The 23,076-nt window shown below is 31.9% G+C and carries 18 protein-coding genes; 1 reads left to right on the top strand and 17 read right to left on the bottom strand.

The genetic code is table 11. The features are described from left to right. Positions 1-278 precede the first annotated feature (278 nt). The 13 genes from flgG to XJ44_RS02980 all read right to left on the bottom strand — a co-directional run bounded on the left by flgG (position 279) and on the right by XJ44_RS02980 (position 15,058). Complete coding sequence (flgG, locus tag XJ44_RS03040) at positions 279-1,064, bottom strand: flagellar basal-body rod protein FlgG (protein WP_075665592.1); 786 nt, start codon at positions 1,062-1,064, stop codon at positions 279-281. A gap of 14 nt (positions 1,065-1,078) precedes the next feature. Next, positions 1,079-1,780, bottom strand: coding sequence for a flagellar hook-basal body protein (locus XJ44_RS03035; protein ID WP_075665591.1), 702 nt, complete (start codon positions 1,778-1,780; stop codon positions 1,079-1,081). 9 nt (positions 1,781-1,789) lie between these two features. Beyond that, on the bottom strand, positions 1,790-2,797 hold the full coding sequence (gene mreB, locus XJ44_RS03030) for a rod shape-determining protein (RefSeq protein ID WP_075665590.1): 1,008 nt from the start codon (positions 2,795-2,797) through the stop codon (positions 1,790-1,792). Continuing rightward, positions 2,784-3,653 (bottom strand): DMT family transporter, encoded by an 870-nt coding sequence (locus XJ44_RS03025; protein WP_077198018.1) that lies wholly within the window; start codon positions 3,651-3,653, stop codon positions 2,784-2,786. The genes mreB and XJ44_RS03025 overlap by 14 nt, the downstream gene beginning before the upstream one ends. Then, positions 3,650-4,150, bottom strand: a complete 501-nt coding sequence (locus XJ44_RS03020) for a TIGR00725 family protein (RefSeq protein ID WP_077198017.1) — start codon at positions 4,148-4,150, stop codon at positions 3,650-3,652. Before XJ44_RS03020 ends, XJ44_RS03025 begins: the two co-directional genes overlap by 4 nt. Positions 4,151-4,187: 37 nt before the next feature. Beyond that, positions 4,188-6,914: an isoleucine--tRNA ligase gene (gene ileS, locus XJ44_RS03015; protein WP_077198016.1), complete on the bottom strand. Its 2,727-nt coding sequence runs from the start codon at positions 6,912-6,914 to the stop codon at positions 4,188-4,190. An 84-nt stretch (positions 6,915-6,998) separates the two neighbouring features. After that, positions 6,999-7,358 (bottom strand): response regulator, encoded by a 360-nt coding sequence (locus tag XJ44_RS03010; protein ID WP_075665586.1) that lies wholly within the window; start codon positions 7,356-7,358, stop codon positions 6,999-7,001. A gap of 43 nt (positions 7,359-7,401) precedes the next feature. Next, entirely contained in the window at positions 7,402-9,933 is a 2,532-nt protein-coding gene (gene pulA / locus XJ44_RS03005) for a type I pullulanase (RefSeq protein ID WP_077198015.1), read from the bottom strand. Between the two features lie 15 nt (positions 9,934-9,948). Then, on the bottom strand, positions 9,949-11,943 hold the full coding sequence (locus XJ44_RS03000) for an alpha-amylase family protein (protein ID WP_077198014.1): 1,995 nt from the start codon (positions 11,941-11,943) through the stop codon (positions 9,949-9,951). A gap of 57 nt (positions 11,944-12,000) precedes the next feature. Then, positions 12,001-12,573, bottom strand: coding sequence for a TetR/AcrR family transcriptional regulator (locus XJ44_RS02995; protein ID WP_077198013.1), 573 nt, complete (start codon positions 12,571-12,573; stop codon positions 12,001-12,003). An 11-nt stretch (positions 12,574-12,584) separates the two neighbouring features. Continuing rightward, positions 12,585-13,379, bottom strand: a complete 795-nt coding sequence (locus XJ44_RS02990; protein WP_075665582.1) for an ABC transporter permease — start codon at positions 13,377-13,379, stop codon at positions 12,585-12,587. An 11-nt stretch (positions 13,380-13,390) separates the two neighbouring features. Continuing rightward, positions 13,391-14,188: an ABC transporter permease subunit gene (locus tag XJ44_RS02985; RefSeq protein WP_075665581.1), complete on the bottom strand. Its 798-nt coding sequence runs from the start codon at positions 14,186-14,188 to the stop codon at positions 13,391-13,393. A gap of 12 nt (positions 14,189-14,200) precedes the next feature. After that, positions 14,201-15,058, bottom strand: coding sequence for an ABC transporter ATP-binding protein (locus tag XJ44_RS02980; protein ID WP_084758741.1), 858 nt, complete (start codon positions 15,056-15,058; stop codon positions 14,201-14,203). A 548-nt stretch (positions 15,059-15,606) separates the two neighbouring features. On the opposite strand from XJ44_RS02980, the gene XJ44_RS02975 reads away from it, so the two are divergent. After that, entirely contained in the window at positions 15,607-16,590 is a 984-nt protein-coding gene (locus XJ44_RS02975; protein ID WP_077198012.1) for an LVIVD repeat-containing protein, read from the top strand. Positions 16,591-16,820: 230 nt separating this feature from the next. On the opposite strand, the gene XJ44_RS02970 is transcribed toward XJ44_RS02975, so the two are convergent. Genes XJ44_RS02970 through XJ44_RS02955 form a run of 4 tightly spaced genes read right to left on the bottom strand, consistent with a single transcriptional unit; the run spans position 16,821 to position 23,020 of the window. Beyond that, the gene (locus XJ44_RS02970; RefSeq protein WP_077198011.1) at positions 16,821-18,842 is read right to left on the bottom strand and encodes an LPP20 family lipoprotein; all 2,022 of its coding nucleotides are present in this window, start codon (positions 18,840-18,842) and stop codon (positions 16,821-16,823) included. A gap of 11 nt (positions 18,843-18,853) precedes the next feature. After that, on the bottom strand, positions 18,854-20,038 hold the full coding sequence (locus XJ44_RS02965; RefSeq protein ID WP_077198010.1) for a CsgG/HfaB family protein: 1,185 nt from the start codon (positions 20,036-20,038) through the stop codon (positions 18,854-18,856). A 34-nt stretch (positions 20,039-20,072) separates the two neighbouring features. After that, entirely contained in the window at positions 20,073-21,836 is a 1,764-nt protein-coding gene (locus XJ44_RS02960; RefSeq protein ID WP_077198009.1) for a hypothetical protein, read from the bottom strand. After that, positions 21,830-23,020 carry a hypothetical protein gene (locus XJ44_RS02955; protein ID WP_077198008.1) on the bottom strand — a complete coding sequence of 397 codons (1,191 nt, stop codon included), beginning with the start codon at positions 23,018-23,020 and terminating at the stop codon, positions 21,830-21,832. The genes XJ44_RS02960 and XJ44_RS02955 overlap by 7 nt, the downstream gene beginning before the upstream one ends. Between the last annotated feature and the right edge of the window lie 56 nt (positions 23,021-23,076).

Here is a 23,076-nt window from a genome sequence, read left to right as displayed (position 1 = left end):
TACACTACTCACCACCTCAGTGTTTTTAACTGTTTTTTTTTTTTTAATGATCCGGCGCCCCCCGAGATCTACCCTTTTCCCTACCCGACGCTCTTCCGATCTTTAAATTTAATATTATTAAAAACAAAGAAAAATAACTTATGTTAAAAGATAAAAGTAAATAAGACGGTAAGATTTTCATCCTTTTTTGCAAAAAAATACCCCCTTATCGGTTTTATCACCGTGGGGGTACTTTTTATTGTTTCATTTTTTTAGTTTTATAGTTTTAGAAGTTATTTTTACCTCTTCATATTGCTTGCGGTTCTTAACATTTCATCTGCAGTTTGAACGGTTCTTGAATTTAATTCGTATGCCCTCATTGCACTTATCATATCTACCATTTCTTTTACTATATCAACATTTGATTTTTCCACATATCCTTGGAGAATCGTTCCAAATCCATCTTGTCCTGCTGTGCCCTCTACAGGTGCGCCACTTGCAGGAGTTTCAAGGTATAAATTATCACCTATAGCTTTTAGACCTGAAGGATTTATAAACCTTACTAATGTAATTGTTCCCAAATTTTGTAGAGTTCCGTCCTGAAGTTCAGCAGTAACAATACCATCTGGTGATATACTTAGTGCTACCGCATTTTGTGGGACAACAATATTAGGTGAGAGTAGATTACCATTGCTTGTAATTATTCTTCCATTACCATCTACTTTGAATTGTCCATCTCTTGTGTATGCTATTCTACCATCTTGGAGTTGTACTTGGAAAAAACCATCACCAGAAACTGCCAAGTCTAATGAGTTTCCTGTTCTCTCAAGATTTCCTTGTGTAAAGATTCGTGTTGTTGCGGATAATTTTGTTCCATGTCCTACATATATGCCGGTAGGATGTAACGAATTTTGAGCAGTTGCAGCGCCGGCGTTTTTAGAGTAATCATACAAGAGGTCTTGAAATTCTGTCTTTACCTTTTTGTAACCTGCAGTATCCACATTGGCGATATTATTTGAAAGAGTATCCAATTTAAATTGTTGAGCCCACATTCCCGTTGCTGCTGTGTAAAGACCATTAATCATTTCTTAAACACCTCCTATTTTAAACTTCCCGCAGAGTTAATAGATTTATTAAGCAGTTCATCGTGAACTGTAACGGCCTTTGATAGAGTTTCATAATGTCTTGTTGCTTCGATCATCTTAACCATTTCACGTACTATGTTTACATTTGATTTTTCTATATAACCTTGTAAAATCCTAAAATTCTTCTTTGCTTTTTCTTGTCCTTCGAAGAACGTATAACCTATCTTTTTAGGATTTTCCAAATCAACCACCAATATTTTTTCAATTAAATTATCATCTGCCTTAAGTTTTTGGCCATCTTTTCCTAAAACATAGGCTCCATCAGAGTTTACTAAAAAGCCTTCATCATTTACTTTAAAGTTTCCAGCACGCGTGTATAACCTTTTTCCATTATTTTCCAATACGAAGAAACCTTCGCCATCAATTGCAAAATCTAATGCATTTCCCGTATGCTCTATTACGCCTTGTGAAAGATTGGTTTTCACCTGATCCAGAATGAGTGCTTGTTCAAAATTACCTATTTTTTTTATTTCCACTTTCTTTTCTTGGGGCATAGGGTTGAAAGAGTACAAATTTTTATCAAAATATGCTTTAAATGCCAAAGAATCAGATTTATACCCAGCTGTTTCAGCGTTTGATATGTTGTTTGAAAGGGTATCAAGTTTTGTAATATCTGCTAGCATTCCCATGGATGCAAGATAAATTCCTTTGTACATATTTTCACCTCATTCGTATGTTACTGCCACCTCATTTAATAATTCTTCATCCTCTAGTAAAATTCCTGTACCTCTTGCAACACATGTTAATGGATCTTCTGCGATTTTACATGGTACACCTATTTCATCGTAAATGGCCTTATCAATACCCCTTAACAATGCCCCGCCGCCTGTTATAACAATACCTTTTTCCATTATATCTGCAGAAAGTTCTGGAGGTGTTTTTTCAAGTACCACTTTTATTCTAGATATTAAATTTTCAATTATTGGTTTTAAAATTTTATAAACATCATTGGAGTTAAGTTTGTCTGTTCTAGGAAGTCCTGTTACTGCATCTCTTCCCTTTACGTCCATTTCAAAATCTTCTACTTCTGGATGTGCTTTTCCTATTCTTTTTTTGATTTCTTCAGCTGTTGATTCACCGATTATTAGGCCAAGAATTTTTCTTACACTCTTTACGATTGAGTCATCCATGGAATCTCCTGCAAGTTTTACCGAATCACCCACAACGACTCCACCCAAGCTTATCACCGCAATATCCGTTGTTCCACCACCTATATCGACGATGATATTTCCTTCTGGTTTTGTAACGTCAATTCCAGCCCCAATTGCAGCTGCAAGTGGTTCAGATACAACATATACTTTTTTAGCACCAGCACTCATAGCTGCATCAAATACCGCTCTTTTTTCCACTGTTGTAGTTTTTGCTGGTATTCCAATAACCATATTTGGTTTTAGGAAAAATCCCTTTGTTACTTTCTTTATAAACATCTTAAGTACTTCTGAAATAATAGTATAGTCGGCTATAACCCCGTCTTTCATTGGCCTAATAGCAACGATACTTTCTTCAGGGGTTTTACCTATCATTTCTTTTGCCTCATCACCTATTGCAATGATTTTACCCGTTTTTTTGGAAATTGCCACCACAGAGGGTTGGTAAAGTACAATTCCCTTTCCTTTTTGATACACCAAAAAGTTTGCAGTTCCAAGGTCTATTCCTAAATCATTCTTTCCCATATTTTTCTCTCCTTTCTTCGAACTTTTCAAAAATATATAATCCTGTAACAACTAATATTATACCTGAAACTAGCAAAAATGTTGGCCATCTTTTAAAAAGAATATTTTCAAATATGGCAGTTACAATCGGAATGATATATACGGCATTTGTTGTTGTTCTATCTCCTAGTATTTCAATTGATTTGTTCCAGAGAATGTATCCCACAGCAGAGCAAAGTATACCAAGGTAAAGTAATCCAAAAACAACATTAATTGAAAAAATAATCTTTGGAGTAAAATATGCATATTCAACAAAGGTAAATGGTATTAAAGTAACTACACCCCAAAAAGTAATTTCAAAGACGGCAGTTATCGATGAATGATCGGAAAGTTTTACAATGTGGTGTGTATAAAATACCCAAGAAAGTGCAGCTCCAAATGCAAGCAAATCACCTATAGGGTTAACGTTAAGGTACAATCTACCGTTTAAAATAACAAGTCCTACTCCAACGATTGCAATGGTGGAGCCAATATATTGAAATATATGTGTTTTTTTCTTGTGTACAATTTGGGTAAAAAGTATATACCAAATCGGTGCTGTAGAAACTATCATTGCGGCATTTGTGGGGGTGGTAAATTTTAGAGAAAAATTTTCTGCGACAAAATACATTGTAATTCCCCAAAATCCCGCAAGTATTTTATGAATGTTGAATAAATCTATTTTTCTCTTTTTAGGTACTATAAATAAAACCAGCAATGCTATTAAAAACCGCATAAATGCAGCAAAAAGTGGGCTTATTTCCTTTACCACCACACTTGTTGAAATAAAAGAAAGCCCCCAAAAGAGGACTACTAAGGTTAATGGAAGATATCTCACATTAAATCCTCCAATATTTTTAGTATTTCTTCTATACTACTTGCGATTTTGATTTCAACGATCTTTCTATTATCTAAATATTTACCTTCTATTAGTACTTTTTGGATGCTATCAGTCCATCCTCCGGTTTCATTAAACAAAATTAGTGGTTTCCCATATGCATATGCCCCTAGTATTTCTATTGCTGTACCTATTTCACCGCCAACGGAAATTACCGCGTCTGCATTTTTTAATAGTATAAAGGATCTCATTTGAAAATCAAGACCTGTTGTAATATCCAAAAAGTTATAGGCATTGCCCTTTTCTTCAAACGGTAAAATGCCTATACATGTTCCATTTTCACTTTTCACTCCCTTTGAAACTGCTTCCATTACTCCATCTCTTCCGCCAGTTAGGACGATGTATTTTTTTGAAAGGGCTTTTCCAAGCAAAAAACATATTTTTTCAAGTTTTTGGTCTATTTCTCCAGAGTAACCTATTACAGCGACTTTTTTCATATGCTCCTCCTTTCGAAAAAAGCGGGGAATTCCCCGCTTATTTTCTTTCACCTTTTAAAACAGCTGCACACCTTGGACAGACATCTTTGTAAACTTCATCTTTTCCTACATCTTTGCTATATTTCCAACATCTTTGACATTTTTCACCTTGTGCCTTTTCAACTTTAACACTTGAAAATTCACCTTTGATATTTCCACTTCCCACTTTCACATCTGAAACGATAAAGAATTCTGCTAGATATTCTTCGTACTTTTCTATTATATTTTGTACATGTTCGTTTGCCCCTTCAAGTGTTACATTTGCATCTAGTGAGTGACCAATTATATTATTTTTTCTTGCTTCTTCTAATGCCTTTAAAACATCATCACGTACGAGTAATAACATTTTAAAGTCTTCCATAATTTCTTTGTCAATGAATTCTTCTTTTACTTCAGGCCAGAGTTCCAAGTGTACTGTTTCGTATTTTTTGAATGGACTTAATTGATACGCTTCTTCTGCGGTGAATACCAAAATAGGTGCGAGCATTTTAACCAATGCCTGTAGTATATAATACATTACAGTTTGTGCTGAGCGTCTGTATATAGAATCTTTTGCTTCAACGTATAACCTATCTTTTATAATATCAAGATAAGTTGCACTAAGTTCTACTGTACAATATTTATTTAACAAGCTATATACTTTTGAATATTCGAACTTTTCAAAGTGATCTGTTACTTGTGAAATTACTTCTTGTAATCTGCCAAGTGCCCATTTATCAAGTGGTAATAGCTTTTCAAATGGGAGTATGTGTTTTTCTTCAAAATCACTGAGATTACCAAGTAAGTATCTTATTGTGTTTCTTATTTTTTTGTACACTTCAACTTGTTGTTGAATGATATTTTTTCCAACTCTGATATTGTCAAAGAAGTCAATGCTTGATACCCATAGTCTTAGGATATCAGCACCATATTTGTCCACAATTTCTTTTGGATCTATAACGTTTCCCAGAGATTTACTCATTTTTCTTCCGTGTTCGTCTTTAATAAATCCATGGGTGACGACGGTCTTGTATGGAGCCATGTTTGTATGGGCTACAGACATGAAGATAGAGCTTTGAAACCATCCTCTATGTTGATCGTCCCCCTCAAGGTATAAGTCCACTGGGAATTTTTCACCATTTGACCGTATAACCGCTTCAAAAGAACAACCAGAATCTATCCATACATCTAATGTGTCGTAGGTCTTTTCAAAAGAAGTACTATTACATTTTGGACATTTTACATCTTTGGGTATTAGTTCTTCTTCTGAAAGTTCAAACCAAGCATCTGTACCTTTTTCTTGTACTATTTTTATGAAGTTATCTATAACTTTTTCGTCTAAAAAGACTTCTCCGCAATTTTTACACTTTATTGCAGGTATTGGAGTTCCCCATACTCTTTGCCTTGAGATGGTCCAATCTGGTCTTTCTTTTACCATTGCCGTGATTCTATTTTCGCCCCATTTTGGATGCCACTCTACTTTTTTAATTTCGTCCAAGACCTTTTCCCTTAATCCGTTTTTATCAACTGAAATGAACCATTGTGGAGTTGCCCTGAAAATAACGGGATTTTTACATCTCCAACAATGTGGATAACTGTGTTCTATTTTGTGTGTCTTTATTAATGCACCACTTTTTTCGAGGTCTTCAATTATTACTTTATTAGCATCCCATATTTTTAAACCAGCGTATTTTCCAGCTTCTTTTGTAAATACTCCTTCTTCATTTACTGGTGAAAGTACGGGTAAGTTATATTTTAACCCTGTTAAATAGTCTTCTGCACCGTGCCCTGGTGCTGTGTGTACACATCCCGTACCATCTTCCAGTGTAACGTAATCTGCAAGCACTACAAGAGAGTCTCTATCGATAAAAGGATGTTTTGCCTTTTTGTATTCCAAGTCTTTTCCTTTGAATTTTTCTACAATTGTGTATTCTATTTCCGTTTCAGCGGCAAATTTGTTCAATAAACCTTCGGCAACTATCCAGTATTCGTTGTTTACTTTTATTTTTACATAATCATAATCTGGGTGTACCGCAATTGCAACATTCGCCGGAAGAGTCCAGGGAGTTGTTGTCCATATGACTATATATGTGTCTTTTTCAAGTTCGAATTTTACGTATATAGATGGTGATGAATGATCATGGTATTCAACTTCTGCTTCTGCAAGTGCGGTTTTACAAGTTGGACACCAGTATACGGGTTTGTTTCCCCTATAAACATTTCCATTTTTTACAAGTGTTTTGAAAATGTTTAAAATGTGTATTTCGTATTTGGGATCAAGTGTAAGGTATGGATTGTCCCAATCACCACGTACTCCCAACCTTTTAAATTGTTCCCTTTGGATATCTACAAAGTTTAGTGCAAATTCTTTACATTTTTTTCTGATTTCAACTGGTGACATTTCCTTTATCTTTTCACCCATTTCCACTGACACCCTATGTTCAATGGGAAGACCGTGGGTATCCCAACCGGGTACGTATGGTGCATAATATCCACGCATGGTTTTGTACCTGATAACTATGTCTTTTAGGATTTTGTTTGTAGCCGTTCCAATGTGTATGTTTCCATTTGCATATGGAGGGCCATCGTGTAGTACAAATTTTGGTTTACCCTCTCTTGATTGCAATACCAATTTGTAGTCATCCATTTCTTCCCATTTTTTCAACATTTCGGGTTCTTTTTTTACAAGGTTGGCCCTCATAGAAAACTGGGTTGAAGGCAAGTTCAACGTTTCTTTGTAATCCATCTTCTACACCTCCATATATTTTAACTTGTATTATTAACAAAAAAGGTGGCCCTCCCGCCACCTTTTATTGGGGGAGGGCTTATCTTACATATTAATTATTTTTGCAATAGTATCTTTTAATTCCGTTAAATCAGAAGATTTAACTACGTATGCATCTGCTGCCCATGAAGCAAGATCGCTTTTATAATGGGAATAGGCGGTCAAAATAATGATTTTTGCGTCCTTTTTCATCTCACGAATTTTTCCAGCAACTTCAAGCCCATTCATGCCGGGCATTTCAATATCCACTGTTACAAGGTCGTACTCTTTTGATCTAAATTTTTCCAATGCTTCTTGTCCGTTTCTTGCTTCATCTACTTCGTATCCACTTTCTTCGAGCTCTTCTGTTATTAAAAGTCTCATATTATCTTCGTCTTCTACAACTAATATTCTTTTTTTAGACATACTATCACCCCTCAGAGAAATACTACATTAAATTATATCACAATTATTCATTCTTGTACAAAACATAGGCGGAAATTCCTTCTAATACTAGTTTACCAGAAACTGTCTTTATTACTTTAGTGCCTGCTGTTTCGCCGTTTACAACTAAATTCCAATTACCTTCTGGTAAATCATATTCTATAGAATTTACATTACCGTTGTATATAACCAAAATGTCTTTCCATGTGTCATTTCTTGCGTTGTCGTGGATTATAAAGGAAACAACCCTTCTTTTTCTACTGGATAGAATTTTTAGATGTTTTTTAATTTCTTCTGCTGTTGTCATTCTAAACGCAGGGTGTTGTTTTCTAAGGTTAATAAGTCCCTTGTAGTATTCAAAGACATCCAAATATTCATATTTTCTTTGGTAGTCAAGGCCATTTATAGAAATAGGTGCATTATATGAATTTTCGTTGAATTTCTTTGTTCTAGCAAAATCTTGACCTGCGTGTATGAATGGTATTCCTTGAGATGTTAGGAGTATAGCACCTGCAAGTTTTTGAGAATTTTTGAGCATTTCATCTGTCCATTTGTATTTTTTGTCGTATTTTGCGGCAAGTGCATTTTTATCCCAAAGTGTATGGTTATCGTGACATGCAACATAATTAATAGTTTCTTCTGGATCACTTGCGAAGCTTTTGATTCTTGAGTCATAATGGATACTACCCACAACCCCTCTTTTTACGCGTGTTTCTTTTCCTATTGCCCCCATTAAAAATCCTTTAACCTTTTCGTTGAAAACAGAACCTCTTAGAGCGTCCCTAAACTCGTCGTTGAATGCTGCAATATGTGTGTTTGCTACATCTGATTTACCAAACCTTATTGGTGCACCCCAGCCGCCCCAAGGTTCACCGTACAGTATAATTGTTGGGTCAATTGCATGAATTTTTTTCTCAAGTGACAACATTGTTTTTTTATCCATTAGTCCCATTTGATCAAATCTAAATCCATCAACGTGGTATTCGTTTATCCAATAAAGTAGTGTATCAATAACGTATTTTCTCATCATAGGTCTTTCAGTTGCAATAACATTTCCACAACCGCTTTCGTTTAGGTAGGCTCCGGTTTTATCTAATCTGTAGAAGTAATAAGGAACAGTTTGATCAAATGCGGAAAGTTGGCCAATTCCAAATGTATGTGGAAAGACCATATCAAGTATTACCCTTATACCTTTTTCGTGTAATTTTTGAACCATCTTTTTAACCTCAAAGATTCGTGTGTATGGATTTTTTGGATCTGTTGAATATCTTCCTTCTGGAACTGTAAAAAGGTAAGGATCATATCCCCAATTATAACTTTTTTCGAAATCCTTGTTTTCTTCATCTCCTGTGTAAAAATCAAACATTGGAAGAATGTGAACGTGTGTAACTCCAAGTTCTACAAGGTGTGATAATCCCGTTGTAACTCCACCAGGACCTGTTGTGTTTTCCTCAACCAATCCCAAGTAAGTAGCTTTATTTTTCACACCTGAATTATCAAGTCCTGTCATATCTGCAATATGTATTTCATAAATTATGGCATCTTCGAGTGCTTCCATGTAAGGTCTTGTATCATTTTTCCAGTCTTTTGGATTTGTTTTAGAAAGGTCTACCACGGCGCTTTTTAAGCTATTTTTATAAACGGCCTTGGAGTAGTAGTCCACAGTTTCTCTAACTTTACCGTAACTTTCAAATCTGTATTTGTAAAAGATACCATCTAAGTCACCGTCAACTTTTGCTTCCCAAACACCATTTCCAACGTACGTCATATTAACAACTTTGTATGGCTTTTTGTCTTCTCCATTTTTGTATAGTAAAACTTGTGCCGTTTTTGAAACGGGGGACCATGTTCTAAAGAGTGTACTGTCTTTTGAGTAGATATAACCTAGTTTTCCATCGAAGTATAAATTATCTAAGATATCTAACATGTAAACAGTAGACGGTGAGAAGCCCTCTATTAACAATTTAACATCTTTTCTAAAATCATCTTCTGTAAGTGGTGTTTCTAAAACTATTTTTATATAGTTTGTCTTAGAGAGGTCCGTTGGATCTGCCTTTTCAATTTTAGATACCTTTTTTTCCTTGCCATCGACCGTTACCTTAACTCCTTTGAATGTTTTTGTGTCAATCGCATTTGTCAAATATGCTTCTATGATGTTTGAAGCTTTTGCAGCTGCAAAAAATACTCTTGGTTTTGTATCTGGCTTTTTTGTGTATATTTCTTCAACTCCTTGCAAAATCCACACCTCCGCTTTTCCATCTTTAATGTCTATAAATCTATCTTTGGCTACATCTTTTGCTTGCCATTCGTTAAGTCGTACGATAATTCCAACTTGTTCAAGGTCCATATCAAGCACTATCTTGGCAACCACACCAAAGTCATCTTTTTCCGTGAATGCGTATGATTTTCCATCCATGGCAACGGGTTTCATAGGCCATATCCATAAATTCCATCCGTTGTAGTTACCATCAAAGCGGTGATAATGGACAACAATGGTTGTTGAGGAAATAGCAATCAATGAAAGTAAAACAAACAGAAAGACAAACACTTTTTTCATAGAAAACTCCCTCCTTTATTCGTTGACTATTATAAGTGCAAAACCGCCAGATTCTAGGTTTAATTTAACAACTTTTTCCGGTGGATAAAAGCTTTCATCTCTATTCCAAATTTTTATGTTTTTAACATCTAGATTTTTTCCGACGGTGTTTTCTAGATAGATTTCAACATTTCTTTCCCAGGAAAGGTCTAAATTTCCAACTATGATTATTCCTTTGTCCCCTATCCAATAGGAGTAATTTGCCAAAAACCCATCTTGATAGTTAAAGTACACGTATTTGAATTCTCCGTTTAAGACGAAATTATCGTATTTTTTTCTAATGAAAAGTAACTTTCTTAAAAACTCAAATGTTTCTTTATCGTATTTGCTCCAATGTAATGCATAGTGATCAAAAAACGCAAGTTTTGAGTAAAATTCATCATCTGGTGGTAACAAAGTTTTACCCCAGATGGTGTTATCAAGCCCAAGGTTCATCGGTTGTATTTCACCAATTTCTTGACCTGAATTAATATACGGGATACCATTTGGCGAAAAATAAAGTAAAAACGGAGATAAATATTTTAATTTGTTGCCAAATTCCCTTGCTTTTATTCTTGGAGTGTCAGGTGTTTCAACGGAAGCTATAAATGGTATAACAAGTTTTTTTGCCTTTTCTTCTATAAATTTGTATATTTCATCTTTTCTTGGAGCAACATACCAAGAATTTCCTAAAATTACATCATATCCATCTGCCTTTGATTTTTTGTCGTTTTCTATTTCAAGTTCTTCTGCGATAAATAAAAAATATGGATCTATTTTCTTTGCTTTAGAAATTATCATCTCTTGCAATTTTGCAGGAAGAGCGTGTCCCATATCTATTCTTGCACCATCTATTCCAAATTTTTGTTGGTAGGTGGGAATAATATTTGAAATATATTCCCAAAGCTCTTTGTTTGGTACATTTCCTGGGAATTTACTAGATTTTATAACATCGAATAAAATGTATGGTTTTTGATCTTTTGAAATGTAATCTTTTGCATCCGCTGGATTGTCAAGATAAAGTCTTAAAAATGTAACGTCATCCCAAGTGGGCTGTGGGTCGTTAATCCAATCTGAAAAACCAGGAGGAGTTACAACTCCAAATTCTTTGATTATATTCACAAGGATATTGCCATCCATGTTTTTTACTTTTTCCCATTTTTTTGGATCAAGTTTATCCGGTGAATCTACAAATTTTTTTAAGTGTTTTCTCACTTCTTTGTTTCTGTACAACAATTGTATATCTTCTTTATCTGGTATTTTAAAGGGAAGTTCTTCAACTTTTGGTGGTTTGTATTCGGATAAGTCATCTATCTTAATCCAATAAAACCAATCTGGATGCTCTTTTATTAAGTCGGAATCCCTTGAAGCTGTTCTTGGAATAAAGTCCAGTACTACCCTTATACCCAAAATATGTGCAGCCTCTACTAAAGCTTTAAATTCATCTTCCACTGTGAAATCTTCAAGCAAAGGATCATGGTAACCTTCATCAAGTTTTAATGGGTTTTTTACAGCATATGGAGAACCAATACTTCCTTTTTTGAATAAATTACTGTTTTTACTAATTGGAAGCATGTATAGTGTATTAACATTAAAGTTTTTCAAATACATAAGAAAAGCGATCATTTTTAAAAATGTTCCCGCTTCTTTATATCCAAGAATGTCTACTTCTTCAAAATTCCCGAAACCTTTGTGATTAAAGGCAGTTGTCATTCTTGGAAGTGTTCCGTACATTATTGCCTTTTTTTCCCAGTTTTTTTCTTTTGTGTGGAAAGATATAGGTTTTGCATAATCTAAATTTTCCCTTTGTTGATTGATATATGAAACCACTTTGTAGAAAAACTCAAAGGGATCAACAAAAATGTTTTCCCCTTTTTCTTCAAAAATGTTACCATATAAGTATTCATATCCTTTAATCCAAAGTTTTGGAATGGCATAGTTTTTGTGACCTGTTATCTTTGATTTTAAATATTTTTCAAGATTTTTTAGCATATACACACCTCCATAGAAACGGTTCCAATGTTAACAAAAAAATTATACCACAAATACTTAATATTTTGATATTCCGTATTTTATAATTTTTATGACATTTTCAAATTCTGATAACATTTTATCAGGTATATAGCTTGTATTGTTGTACCTTCTTGAAAATGTGTCAAAAAAATCTAAAACTATTGAAAATGTAAAATCTCTATCAAGTCCTTCTTTTAATTCTACTTTTTCAAATTTTTCTCTTAAAACAGGCATGTATTTTGTGTAATTTTCTCTTAGAATAGTTTGAATTTTCTCTTCCAAGCTTTTTGGAAGATTTTTTGTGGTTTCAAGAAAATCAAGTATATATTTTTGTTTGTTTATAATTTCTATCTTCTTCTTACTCCATTTTAATATAAGGTTAAAAAAATCTAGATTTGGATTTTTTTTAAGGAAAAGATCTAATTCTTTCTCAAAAAGACTAATAATGCTTTTAAAACAAATCAAGTATAAATTTTCTTTGCTTTTGAAGTGATAAAAAATTGCTCCTTTTGAAACATGGGCGTTTGTAGAAATGGTATTAGTAGAAGCTGCAAAAAATCCCTTTTTTGCGAATTCTTTTATTGCAACATCTATGATTTTGTTTTTCATAAATCACCACCTTATATCTTTATATCTTCTTTTCTGAATATAACTTCTCCAATTATTAACATTACAAAACTTATAAGTATTAAACAAATAGAATTTTTAACGAAAACAGTATTTGTCTTTAAAGTATCGCCAATAGAAATATATTTAAATATACTAAAATATCTTATGTTTTCCATTTTTTCCATGGTAGTTCCCACAAGATCAGTTATATACATTATAACAAATAATCCAATTGAAAGGGAAATTGAAAACGTGGATTTTTGAAATAAGACAGAAAAAAGTAGTGTTAAAAATCCAAAAAATGTTTCCACAACGTATAGGTATAGTGCAAATCCCAACAATATACGTGCGTTATACTCAAAGTTTACGTAAACGTTGAATAAATACAAAACGCTTAACCCAAATGCAAGCGCAAAGGTGCTGTAGAACAAAAAAAGCACGAATGTTTTATACCAATATACTCTTTTTCTGCTTATAGGTTTGATGAGTAAATATTCGATAGTCTTGTACTCAAATTCTTGTGAAAAGATACTTGACGCTAGTAATACAGAAAATATTGCGGCGAATATCTGAGCCATCATCATAACTTTTGCACCAAAAAAACCTTCTGGAGTTATAAAACTTTCCGAAATATTAAATGCTTTTAACATAAATTTTGGAAGTGAGTTTACAAATTTTAATATTTCTTCAGAATCGTTCATTACAGTATCTATAAATGGTGCAACCATATATGAAAACATAAACAAAATGGCAAACCAAATAAAAAAGACCTTTAAGTTATGTTTTAAATCTTTTAAAAAAAGCATTTTTTCACCCCTTATATCAAAATATCTTGTGTTTCAAAAGATTTTTTTGATACTAATATCAAAGCAAAAGATATTAAAATTATAAAAAATACAGCAATATAGTTTATTGTATGTTGATTTACTAACTGTATTGTGGATAGGTGATAAAACATACTAATTTTTCTCAAAAATGCAAAATTTTTTACACCTTTGGTTACTGTATCCAAAAAATAAAACAAAAACAAAATGGCTATCGAAAGGGAATTTACAACCTTTCTTTTTTTTATGAAAATAGAAAGAAGAATTGCAATTGAAGAAAAGAAAATTGCAATTGATAAAAGGTATAGAGCAAACCCAAACATAACTTTTACACTGAATTTTTCAACAAAGGTTTTAAAGAATATAACTTCAAATGTAAAAAAAGCAAAAAATAAAAGTATGTTGTAAATGAATATGGCCAAGGTTTTTTCAAAGAAAATCTTTTTTCTTTTTAAAGGTTTTAGTAAAATATATTCTATTGTTTTTTCGTCAAATTCACTTGCAAGTATCTTACTGGAAAGTAAAATTGAGAATGTTCCAAATAAAATGAACATAAATACCATACTTTCTGTCCCAAAAAGTCCCTCAGGTTTTGACAGAATTTCCATATCTATGTTAAAGGTCTTTAATAGATTTTTTGGGAGTTTTTCAATGAATTTTAGAGCAGAACTGTTTTGTTGCAAGAAAATATTTGTAACGGAAGCATACAAAAAGACGAACAGAGAGATTATAACACACCATAGAATAAAAGTTCTTAAATTGAATTTTAACTCTTTTTTTGTAATATGCATTTTTATCACCACCTATATATACATCTTTAAAAATATGTCTTCAAGTGCTTGACTTTTAATCTCTATATCTTTAAATTCACACTTTAAAATGTTGCCTAAAAAATCTTTAAGTTGATTTTGTTTTATCTCAAAAACGTAATTTGTTCCCTCTTTTTGATAAGGATAGTTTTCCAAGAATTCACAAAAATTCAAACCATATACAAATACTTGTTTTAAAGAAATATCCCTCAATTTTGAAATCTCACCACTTATTATCACCTTTCCTTCTTTTATCATTGAAAATTTGTCACATAATTTTTCTATTTCAGATAATATGTGAGAGGAAAATAGTATTGCAGCTCCTCTTTTTTTGTGTTCTTCAAGTAATGCGTAGAATTTTTGTTGCACTAATGGATCAAGTCCACTTGTAGGTTCATCTAATATCAAATACTTGGGGTTGTGAACGAGAGCTTGTAATATTGCTACTTTCTTTTTGTTTCCAAGGGAAAGTTCTTTAAATTTTTTATTCAAATCTATTTCCAGTGTGTTGATTATATATTTTTCATATTCCAAATCTATATTTTTATAAAAAGAACGGTTGAACTTCAAGAAATCTTTTATTTTCATATCACCGTAGAAATTGACCTCTCCAGGTATGTAACCTATATCCTTTTTTACTTGATCTATTTCCATTGGCATCTTTTTATTGGAAATTAATGCCTCCCCACCATCAGGTGTCAAAAAACCAGTTAATATACGTATTGTAGTTGTTTTCCCCGCACCATTTGGACCTATCAGCCCCAAAATTTCTCCTTCTCTTATTTCAAAGCTAACATCTTCTATACCTATACGTTTTCCATAGCGCTTTTTCAGGTTCTTTACTACAATCATATATATGCCCCCTTTTTTAGAGTTATCTGACCACATGGTCAGTATAGATTATATCATACGTTTAACGTAAATGCAAATGAAAAAATTCTATTTAAATTGGAAAGTAAAGAATTAAATCCGTAGCGTGGGTGGTGGTGCTTCTTTTTTGTGAAAAGATATGGGTTTTGCGTAATCTAAATTTTCGCTTTATTGATTGATGTATGAGACTACTTTGTAGAAAAATTCAAAGAGATCAAAATGTTTTCCCTTTTTTCTTCAAAAATGTCACCGTATAGATATTCATATCTTTTAATCCAAAGTTTTGAAATGGTGTAATTTTTGTGACCTGTTACCTTTAATACTATCTTAGACTGCGACTAACCATTTGAAATTAAGAAAATATTTGAATCAGTGAGGTTTTCATTAAAATATACGATCTGAATTTACCGCTTATTTTATCTTATTGATTAATGATTACAAAGTATAATGTTATAATTTATTAGTAGAAAGTTTGAAATTTTTCGTATGCTTAAAATGACAAGAAATTTTCTAAGAAAGAGGTGTGTAGTATGTTACGAGGAAAAAAGCTTGGAATAATATTACTTCTAATAATATTTTTGGCATTTTTGGAAGGTTGTTTAACAAATGCAAATCAACAAATTGAAAGTTCTGCAAAATATATTTATGCGGCTGGATATAGTAAAGGAATATTTGTAATAGATGTAACAGATCCAGTAAATCCAAAGAAAGTAGGATGTTTAGATACGAAAGGAAGTGCATGGGGAATATACATCTCAGGAGAATATGCATACGTTGCAGACTATGAAAATGGTTTAGTGATAGTAGACATAAGTGATCCAACAAATCCAAAGAAAGTGGGGCATTTAGATACGTATGATCTTGCAAGAGAAGTATACGTTTTAGGAGAATATGCATACGTTGCAAATTATGAAAATGGTTTGGTAATAGTAGATATAAGCGATCCAGCAAATCCAAAGAAAGTGGGATATTTAGATACAGATAACATTGCAGGTGGGGTATATGTATCAGGAGAATATGCATATATTGCAGATTATACAAATGGTTTAGTAATAGTAGATATAAGTGATCCAACAAATCCAAAGAAAATAGGACATTTAGATATGGAAGGTTATGCAATTGAAGTATACATATCAGGAAAATATGCATACGTTGCAGATGGTTCTAATGGTTTAGTGATAGTGAACATAAGTGATCCAGCAAATCCAAAGGAGGTAGGATGTTTAGATACGAAAGGGAGTGCAAATGGAGTGTACGTTTCAGGAGAATATGCATATATTGCAGATTATACAAATGGTTTAGTAATAGTAGATATAAGCGATCCAGCAAATCCAAAGAAAGTGGGATATTTAGATACAGAGGGTTCTGCATGTGGGATATACGTTTTAGAAGGATATGCATATGTTGCAGATGATTCTAATGGTTTAGTAATAGTGGACATAAGCGATCCAACAAATCCAAAGAAAGTAGCAAATATGATGTTGTTTAGTGTTGTTTTGGATATATCTATGTAAGAAAGAGAAAGAACGTAAATAAGAAATCTTGTTGTGTTATAAAAAAGGAGGACCATTTCCATTTTTTATTCTAACCTGAATTTCTTAAAGAGCATGTAGGATACAAAAAAGTCTATTTTTTACCAATTTTCTATCCTATGCGGGAAGAGATAAAAAAACATGGCTCCGGTAGAGTTCCAAAGCCATGTTTTTTTAATTATAAATTGATTTTTTGTTCTAATTTGCGGTGTTTATTTTATATTAAATACTACTTCTTTATCTTTTATTTCCAGGACGTTGATATTTAAATTGGGAATGTTTTTTACTTTTTTGATTATTAATTCTAAATTTTCGGATGTTTCAATTACAAAAACTCCTTTTTTTGGTGTTCTTTCAATCAAGTTTACTTTTTTAAACATCTCATTTAAATAATCTTTTAGAACTAATACATAGGTAGAACGTGAAACATTAAATATTAGTTTTACTTTATTTTCCGCCAAATCTTCTTCTTTTCTTAAGTTACCTACTAGATTATTCATGAAATTTACAAATTTTTCTTTATTTAACACTTTGGAAAGAGCAGATTGTTTTGTTGCACCTGCTCCTGTATCTTCAAAGGTAAGACTTTTTATTATTTGCCCAGAGAATGTATCTATTAATTGGACATTGAGTAGTAATCTTACAGACCACAGTTCATAGCCTTGTAAGTATTTTTCACCATAACTTACTTTAACATTTATAACGTATTTGGCTGCGGATAAGAGTGCAAGTTTTGATAAAAGGTTTGGATCTTTGTAACCTACTAAGTTTTTGGAATATTCTTTGGAAACAAGTTTTATACCGGAGTTGATTAGCCTTTGTTCAATGTATGGTTCTATATAGCCATATTGATCGTTATTTACCACTAAGACAGCATATCCAAGGGGTTTGTTATTTATTATCTTTTTTACTAAATCCTTGAATTTATCTTTTTCAAAGCTTACGCTGAGTACCACATGATATATCCCATTTTTTGTATCTTCGTTGACTATTTCATATTGTAGAACACCAATTAGAGAATCGATTAATTCAGCGTCTACGGGTAAACTCAAAAGTAAATTTACATCATTTGCAAATAACATTCCCATTGCTTTCTTTACAGCTAGTATCAATGCTTTTTCTATTGCTTTTTCACGTGTGTTGCCTGCACCTTCGGAAGAAATTCTCAGTAATTTACCTGTTTCTTGTGAAGAAATACCAGTTCCCTGGGTTGTTCCAGGTGCGTATTTTTTGGAAATTACGCCCCCAAGTGAGATTTCCACTTCTATGTTTTTATTCTTCACTACACCGCTTAATATTGCTTTACCATTTTTTAGTGAAATATTTTTTGGAAAATCTCCATTTTTAGATGTTACTTTTAAAACAATATCATCTATATTTGGAGTTAACTTTACGGTTAAATCTATTCTCATTCCCACAGACACTTTATCAGGACCTTCTATTTTCAATACAACATCTTTTAAAAAAGGTTGTGCTTTTTCCCTTAAAGAAATTAATTTGTTTTCGGGAAAGTCTTTTGAAAATTCCTTTATCTTATCTATACCCTCAAGCAATTTAAGTGCTTCATTAGTGTTCTTTATTTCCTTTTGTGATAATTGCCTGTATAGTTCGTTAACCTTTTCCCATTCAATCTTTATTTCAGATACGATTTGGGTTAAGCTAGAAAACATATTTGCAGGTATTTGTGTTTTGTTTTGTGATAAGAGTATTTCGTATTCTTTTACTATCCTTTGAGCACTGTATATCATCTTGTCTTTTAAAAGTGATTGGCCAAGTTTTATTGCAAAATATACTTTGTAAGTATTTAGTGCTGTGTCTTTATCCAGTAATCCTAGAACTTTTGTGTAGTATTTTCCGTTTTCATACCTTTTATCTACTAATGTAAAGTCTACGTTTACAAGTTCAATACTCACGTTTGTTTGTATAACACTTTCTAATTTTGTTTCAATTTGTTCTTTTACTTTTTCATCATCTGTTATTTGAATGAGATTTTCGTACAACGTTGAATTGCTTTTTACTTCAACAAATATTTGCTCGGAAATCTTTCTTAGAGCTTCTTTTCTAGCTATTTCTTCAGACTTTCCCTCTGAATCTGAGATGCCTTCTCCAAAAGCGCCGATAAACCCATATGGAATGGAAAAATCATTATTTGTGGTAGTTTTACTCTCAGTGTTGTTGCAAGAAAAGAGAAAAAATGCCAAAATGAGTAGCATTATATACGTAATTTTTTTCATATTTTTCCTCCTTAGAATGACATAAAGTATCCAAGACTAATTTGTGTAAACGATGTTTTATCTATTCCAAATAGTTGTTCATAAATATATTTTACAAGGTCTCCTGGGAATAACATAGTATATCCGACGTTTACCAATACACCATTTTTTGGTTCAAATTCATACTTTAGTTGTATTCCACCGCTAACTCCAAATACGTTTAAGAAAGAATCACTACTTTCACTGTTTGTATCATATATTCCAAGAATTTGTAATCCTCCAAATCCAGAAACACTAACTTGTCCCATTTCAAAAAGTTCTATTATTCCACCGACAGTTGAATAACCAGGCACATATCCAAGTTCAGAAGATAAAATAATGCCAATATCCGCAAATATATTTTTGCTATATCCAAAGATTCCTAAGGATATTTTTCCAGCGTACATTCCAATCGAAAAACTTCCAAAAGTATTGGAAATAGGATATTCTAAGGCAGGATCATATACTGATGGGTTACCGCCGTACTTTATTTTTGCAATGACGAGATTTTCATTTCTATCCACGCCTATAACTTTAGCGTATACCACATCTCCTTCTGAGGTTTCGATTTTGAATATAAATCCCTTTTTGACGATATTTGGATCTAGACCTGCAAGGTATACTTTCCCGTTTTCCACGCGTTTTACATATGCTTCTACTTTAAAAAATTCCCTTAAGGTAATCCAAATATCTTCAGATATCAATTCTAATAGGCTGTTTATAGCCTTTTGTGATGTTTCTTCTTCAACGTAAGTACTTTTATCAAAGGTTTTTGCAGCTAGAAGTTCTCCTGTGCTTAAATTGTAAAGTTTTAAGGAAAGACGTAGGCTTGCGGTGTAGCCGTTTTTTTCGTATTGTGCGGAAAGTTCCGTTAATGTGAGCAAAACAGCGTATTTTGCTCCCAAAATCTTTCCCGCTTCAAAGGTTTGTTCTACTATTCCCAGATCTGCAAGGTTTCGTTCTTTTACTATCATATCTAAATCATTTCTTGAAAAAACCCTAAATCTTCCAAGGGATAATGCTTTTTCTTCAAGTAGTGATATTAAGTAATCTGCTTCATCCATATTCCAACCATTTCCTACTTTTGCAGGTAAGATTACCAAACCCGTTTTTTCACTTATAGTAATACCAAAAGCTATTCCAAAAAAGAGTAAAAATAAGAATACAATTTTTTTCATTTTTTCACCCCCTTATTTAAATTATATCATAAATTTAGAATGAAGATTCATAACCAAATATTAACTTTTTGCTTAATAAATTTATCCCTAACGATATACCACTACCAATTGGTAAGAACTTAGACTTTCTTTTAAAAGAGGTGATTGATATTTCTGGGGAAATGTAGTATTCGGTTTCTTTTAGAAATAATTTTACTGAAAAGTCAAAAGAATAGATTCTTTTGGAAATTCCTATATAATAGACTTGTGGTGAGAAACCAAATAAAATTGAATAATTTTCAGAGCCGTATAAGTCTAAAAAGTTTATTTTTGCACCTACCATTGGAATATCATTGTATTCAAAAATCATTGAAAAACTTAGACTAGAAGGATAGTAGAAACTTTCCATGGCAAGTGAGTACTTCCCTATTGGTTCAATTGAGCGGAATATATTACCATTTGAATTATTTTGTCCTACCTCTTTTATTCTTATATATCCTTGTGTTAGGTGATTGTTGAAAATTCTAAAAACTTGCCCTTTTTTTATTCCAATGTTTTCTCCGTCGTAGAGAAAGACAGTTAACCCCTTTACATCTTTTACCACACTTGATAAGTAGAAGACTTCTTTTAATTTTTTATTAATGGCTTTTGAGATATCTTTGAAAAGGTTGTTTATTTTTTCAATCTTTTCATTTCGTATTACCAATCTTTTTGAGTAGAATGTTTGTGGAATATTAATAGAAGCTTTAAAGGTTTTAGCGAAAATTATTTTTGCATTTTTTGTATCTATGATATTTAGTAAAATAGATAGATGGTAGTTGATATATTCAACATTTTTTACAAAAAACAGATCATAGAAATTACTTGCAAGTTTAAAACGCTCTTTTCTCCAAGGAAAGTTTAATATCTTAACGTAATTACCTTCTTTTTTATCTAGAATGTAGCTGTTATCATCTCCTTCTTTGTAGTATCTTCCCAATTCTACTTTTTCACCACTTATTAGGTATCTTCCTGACATTTCATTGGGAAAAAAGTCGACTAAGTCTTTTTTCATTATTCTTTTTTGAAAATTTATGGTTTTAATGTTGATTATGTATTTTGGTACACGAAAGTCAAACGATATTTCTCCAAATAGGTCTTTTATTGCTACGTCTTTTAATATTTCTCTTATGTAATCTCTATCGTAGATGTTGTACCTTTTATCTTGTTGTAGCTTTTCCATAATAAATGCCTTTAGTTTGTTTTGAGTATTTGAAAAATTTACAACTACATCGTATTTGTCACTGTAAAAGTTGTTTTTGTTTTTTTTCAAATTTAAGAGTTTTTTTTCTACTTCATCGAATTTTTTTACTTTAAACACAAAAGGTGTAAAAGATTTTATATAAAAAGAATCTATTTCGGTTAAATAACCTGAAACATAGTACTTTTCTTCTTTTTTATTTATTATTTCTTTTCTGTAAAAATCACTTATTATGTATTTTTGATGTTCGTCTCTTGCCCAAGGAAAGTTGGTTGCATAAACATAAATGCCATTTTTGTCAACTACAAACTTATCATCTTGAAGGTTATATCTTTTTTTATCATTTGTGTAATAGTAGTTTCCATTGTAGGTTATGTAATGCCCTTTTTCATCTTTGATATAATTTATAACTTTCTTTAAAGTAATTTCTTTTTCAACGGAGAATATTTCTATTACTACAAGATTATTGCTTTCAAAAAGCTCTTTTTTTATGTTAAAGTTATAATCGGATTTTATTATTACTGTTTGAAAAGAAAGAATTGGAAGCAATAAGATAAGAAATATTGCTTTTTTTACCACGATATTCCACCTCCTATCGTGTAATTTTCTTTGTTAAATTTGATGAAAAAGTCCAAAAATTGATATCTCAAAAGTATTCCAGGGGCATTTATGGAGTATGTTAAAAATACTCCAAACTTTTCAAAATCGAAGATTCTAAATCCCATATCATATCTAGAAATTTTAAAATCCGATGTTTTGATATCTAAAAATGCGATTTTTTCGTTGTGAATATTTTTTTGGACAAGACCAAAAGAAAAGAGAAGACCTTCTGTGGAATAATAAATTCCAAGTTCAAATGGTAAAGAAACCATTTTGGAAGATTCTTTTGCCAAGTCTTTTGGGATTATCTTTTCTCCTTTTTTTAAATAAATAACTTCTGCTTCTGAAAAATTTTTTTCCACATTTCTTACAATTACCTGTGCTTTTTCATCTACACTAAATACCGTGTTTAATTTAACTCCGTCATTTTTTCCGACGTCTAAAACTACTCTATTATCCTTTAATGCAACTACATTTGCTTTAATATTGTATTTTAGTTTATTCAATAGATTATATGCAATTGTTTCTGCAATTTGATCTATAAAAAAGCTATTTTCTTTTTTTATAGGACTTTGGATTGATTCGTTCCATTCATACCACGATTTTTTAATTTTTTTGTTTATTTCTATTTCCCCATCTTTTCCGGCGAAGTTGTAATATATTTTACCTTTTACGATAAAATATTCCAAGATGTGGTAGAATTTTGTGAAAAATGATGTTGCAGAGTATAGATTTCCATCATATCCTTTTACAAAAATCCCATCTTTTCCGCCATTTGCATCGTACCATTTTCCAACGTATACTTTTATGTATTTTCCATTTACATTTATGTAGTTTCCAGATGCATTATTTTCCAGAAAAAATTTTTCTTTACTTTGAATAGTTACACTAAAATTTTTTAAATACAAATTCAAAACTAAAGGAGATTGTACGTTTTCACTGAGGATAATATTTTCACCAGAAAGTAGATCCTGAAGTTTTACTTCAAACCCCAATTTTTTTAAGGCATCTTTTAGTAGTATTTCAAATTTATTTTCACCGAAGATACCTTGTACATTTGCATAGAAAATCTCAGAGTATTCCGGTGCGTGTACGTTAATTATTATTAACGGCTTTGAAAAAATAATTATTGGGATGAAAAAAAGTATGATAAGTTTTTTCACATAATCCCTCCTTGTTTTAATAATTATAACAGAATTTGGTGGTATAATTCTCAATA

Source organism: Thermosipho affectus (genome assembly GCF_001990485.1).
Taxonomy (GTDB): Bacteria; Thermotogota; Thermotogae; order Thermotogales; family Fervidobacteriaceae; genus Thermosipho; species Thermosipho affectus.
This window is presented reverse-complemented; position numbering and strand designations above follow the sequence as displayed.

What these genes read in the sequence shown, in the direction of transcription:
- flgG (WP_075665592.1), bottom strand. Translation starts at nt 1,064, where the DNA reads ATGATTAATGGTCTTTACACAGCAGCAACGGGAATGTGGGCTCAACAA.
- XJ44_RS03035 (WP_075665591.1), bottom strand. Translation starts at nt 1,780, where the DNA reads ATGTACAAAGGAATTTATCTTGCATCCATGGGAATGCTAGCAGATATT.
- mreB (WP_075665590.1), bottom strand. Translation starts at nt 2,797, where the DNA reads ATGGGAAAGAATGATTTAGGAATAGACCTTGGAACTGCAAACTTTTTG.
- XJ44_RS03020 (WP_077198017.1), bottom strand. Translation starts at nt 4,150, where the DNA reads ATGAAAAAAGTCGCTGTAATAGGTTACTCTGGAGAAATAGACCAAAAA.
- ileS (WP_077198016.1), bottom strand. Translation starts at nt 6,914, where the DNA reads ATGGATTACAAAGAAACGTTGAACTTGCCTTCAACCCAGTTTTCTATG.
- XJ44_RS03010 (WP_075665586.1), bottom strand. Translation starts at nt 7,358, where the DNA reads ATGTCTAAAAAAAGAATATTAGTTGTAGAAGACGAAGATAATATGAGA.
- pulA (WP_077198015.1), bottom strand. Translation starts at nt 9,933, where the DNA reads ATGAAAAAAGTGTTTGTCTTTCTGTTTGTTTTACTTTCATTGATTGCT.
- XJ44_RS03000 (WP_077198014.1), bottom strand. Translation starts at nt 11,943, where the DNA reads ATGCTAAAAAATCTTGAAAAATATTTAAAATCAAAGATAACAGGTCAC.
- XJ44_RS02995 (WP_077198013.1), bottom strand. Translation starts at nt 12,573, where the DNA reads ATGAAAAACAAAATCATAGATGTTGCAATAAAAGAATTCGCAAAAAAG.
- XJ44_RS02990 (WP_075665582.1), bottom strand. Translation starts at nt 13,379, where the DNA reads ATGCTTTTTTTAAAAGATTTAAAACATAACTTAAAGGTCTTTTTTATT.
- XJ44_RS02985 (WP_075665581.1), bottom strand. Translation starts at nt 14,188, where the DNA reads ATGCATATTACAAAAAAAGAGTTAAAATTCAATTTAAGAACTTTTATT.
- XJ44_RS02980 (WP_084758741.1), bottom strand. Translation starts at nt 15,058, where the DNA reads ATGATTGTAGTAAAGAACCTGAAAAAGCGCTATGGAAAACGTATAGGT.
- XJ44_RS02975 (WP_077198012.1), top strand. Translation starts at nt 15,607, where the DNA reads ATGTTACGAGGAAAAAAGCTTGGAATAATATTACTTCTAATAATATTT.
- XJ44_RS02970 (WP_077198011.1), bottom strand. Translation starts at nt 18,842, where the DNA reads ATGAAAAAAATTACGTATATAATGCTACTCATTTTGGCATTTTTTCTC.
- XJ44_RS02965 (WP_077198010.1), bottom strand. Translation starts at nt 20,038, where the DNA reads ATGAAAAAAATTGTATTCTTATTTTTACTCTTTTTTGGAATAGCTTTT.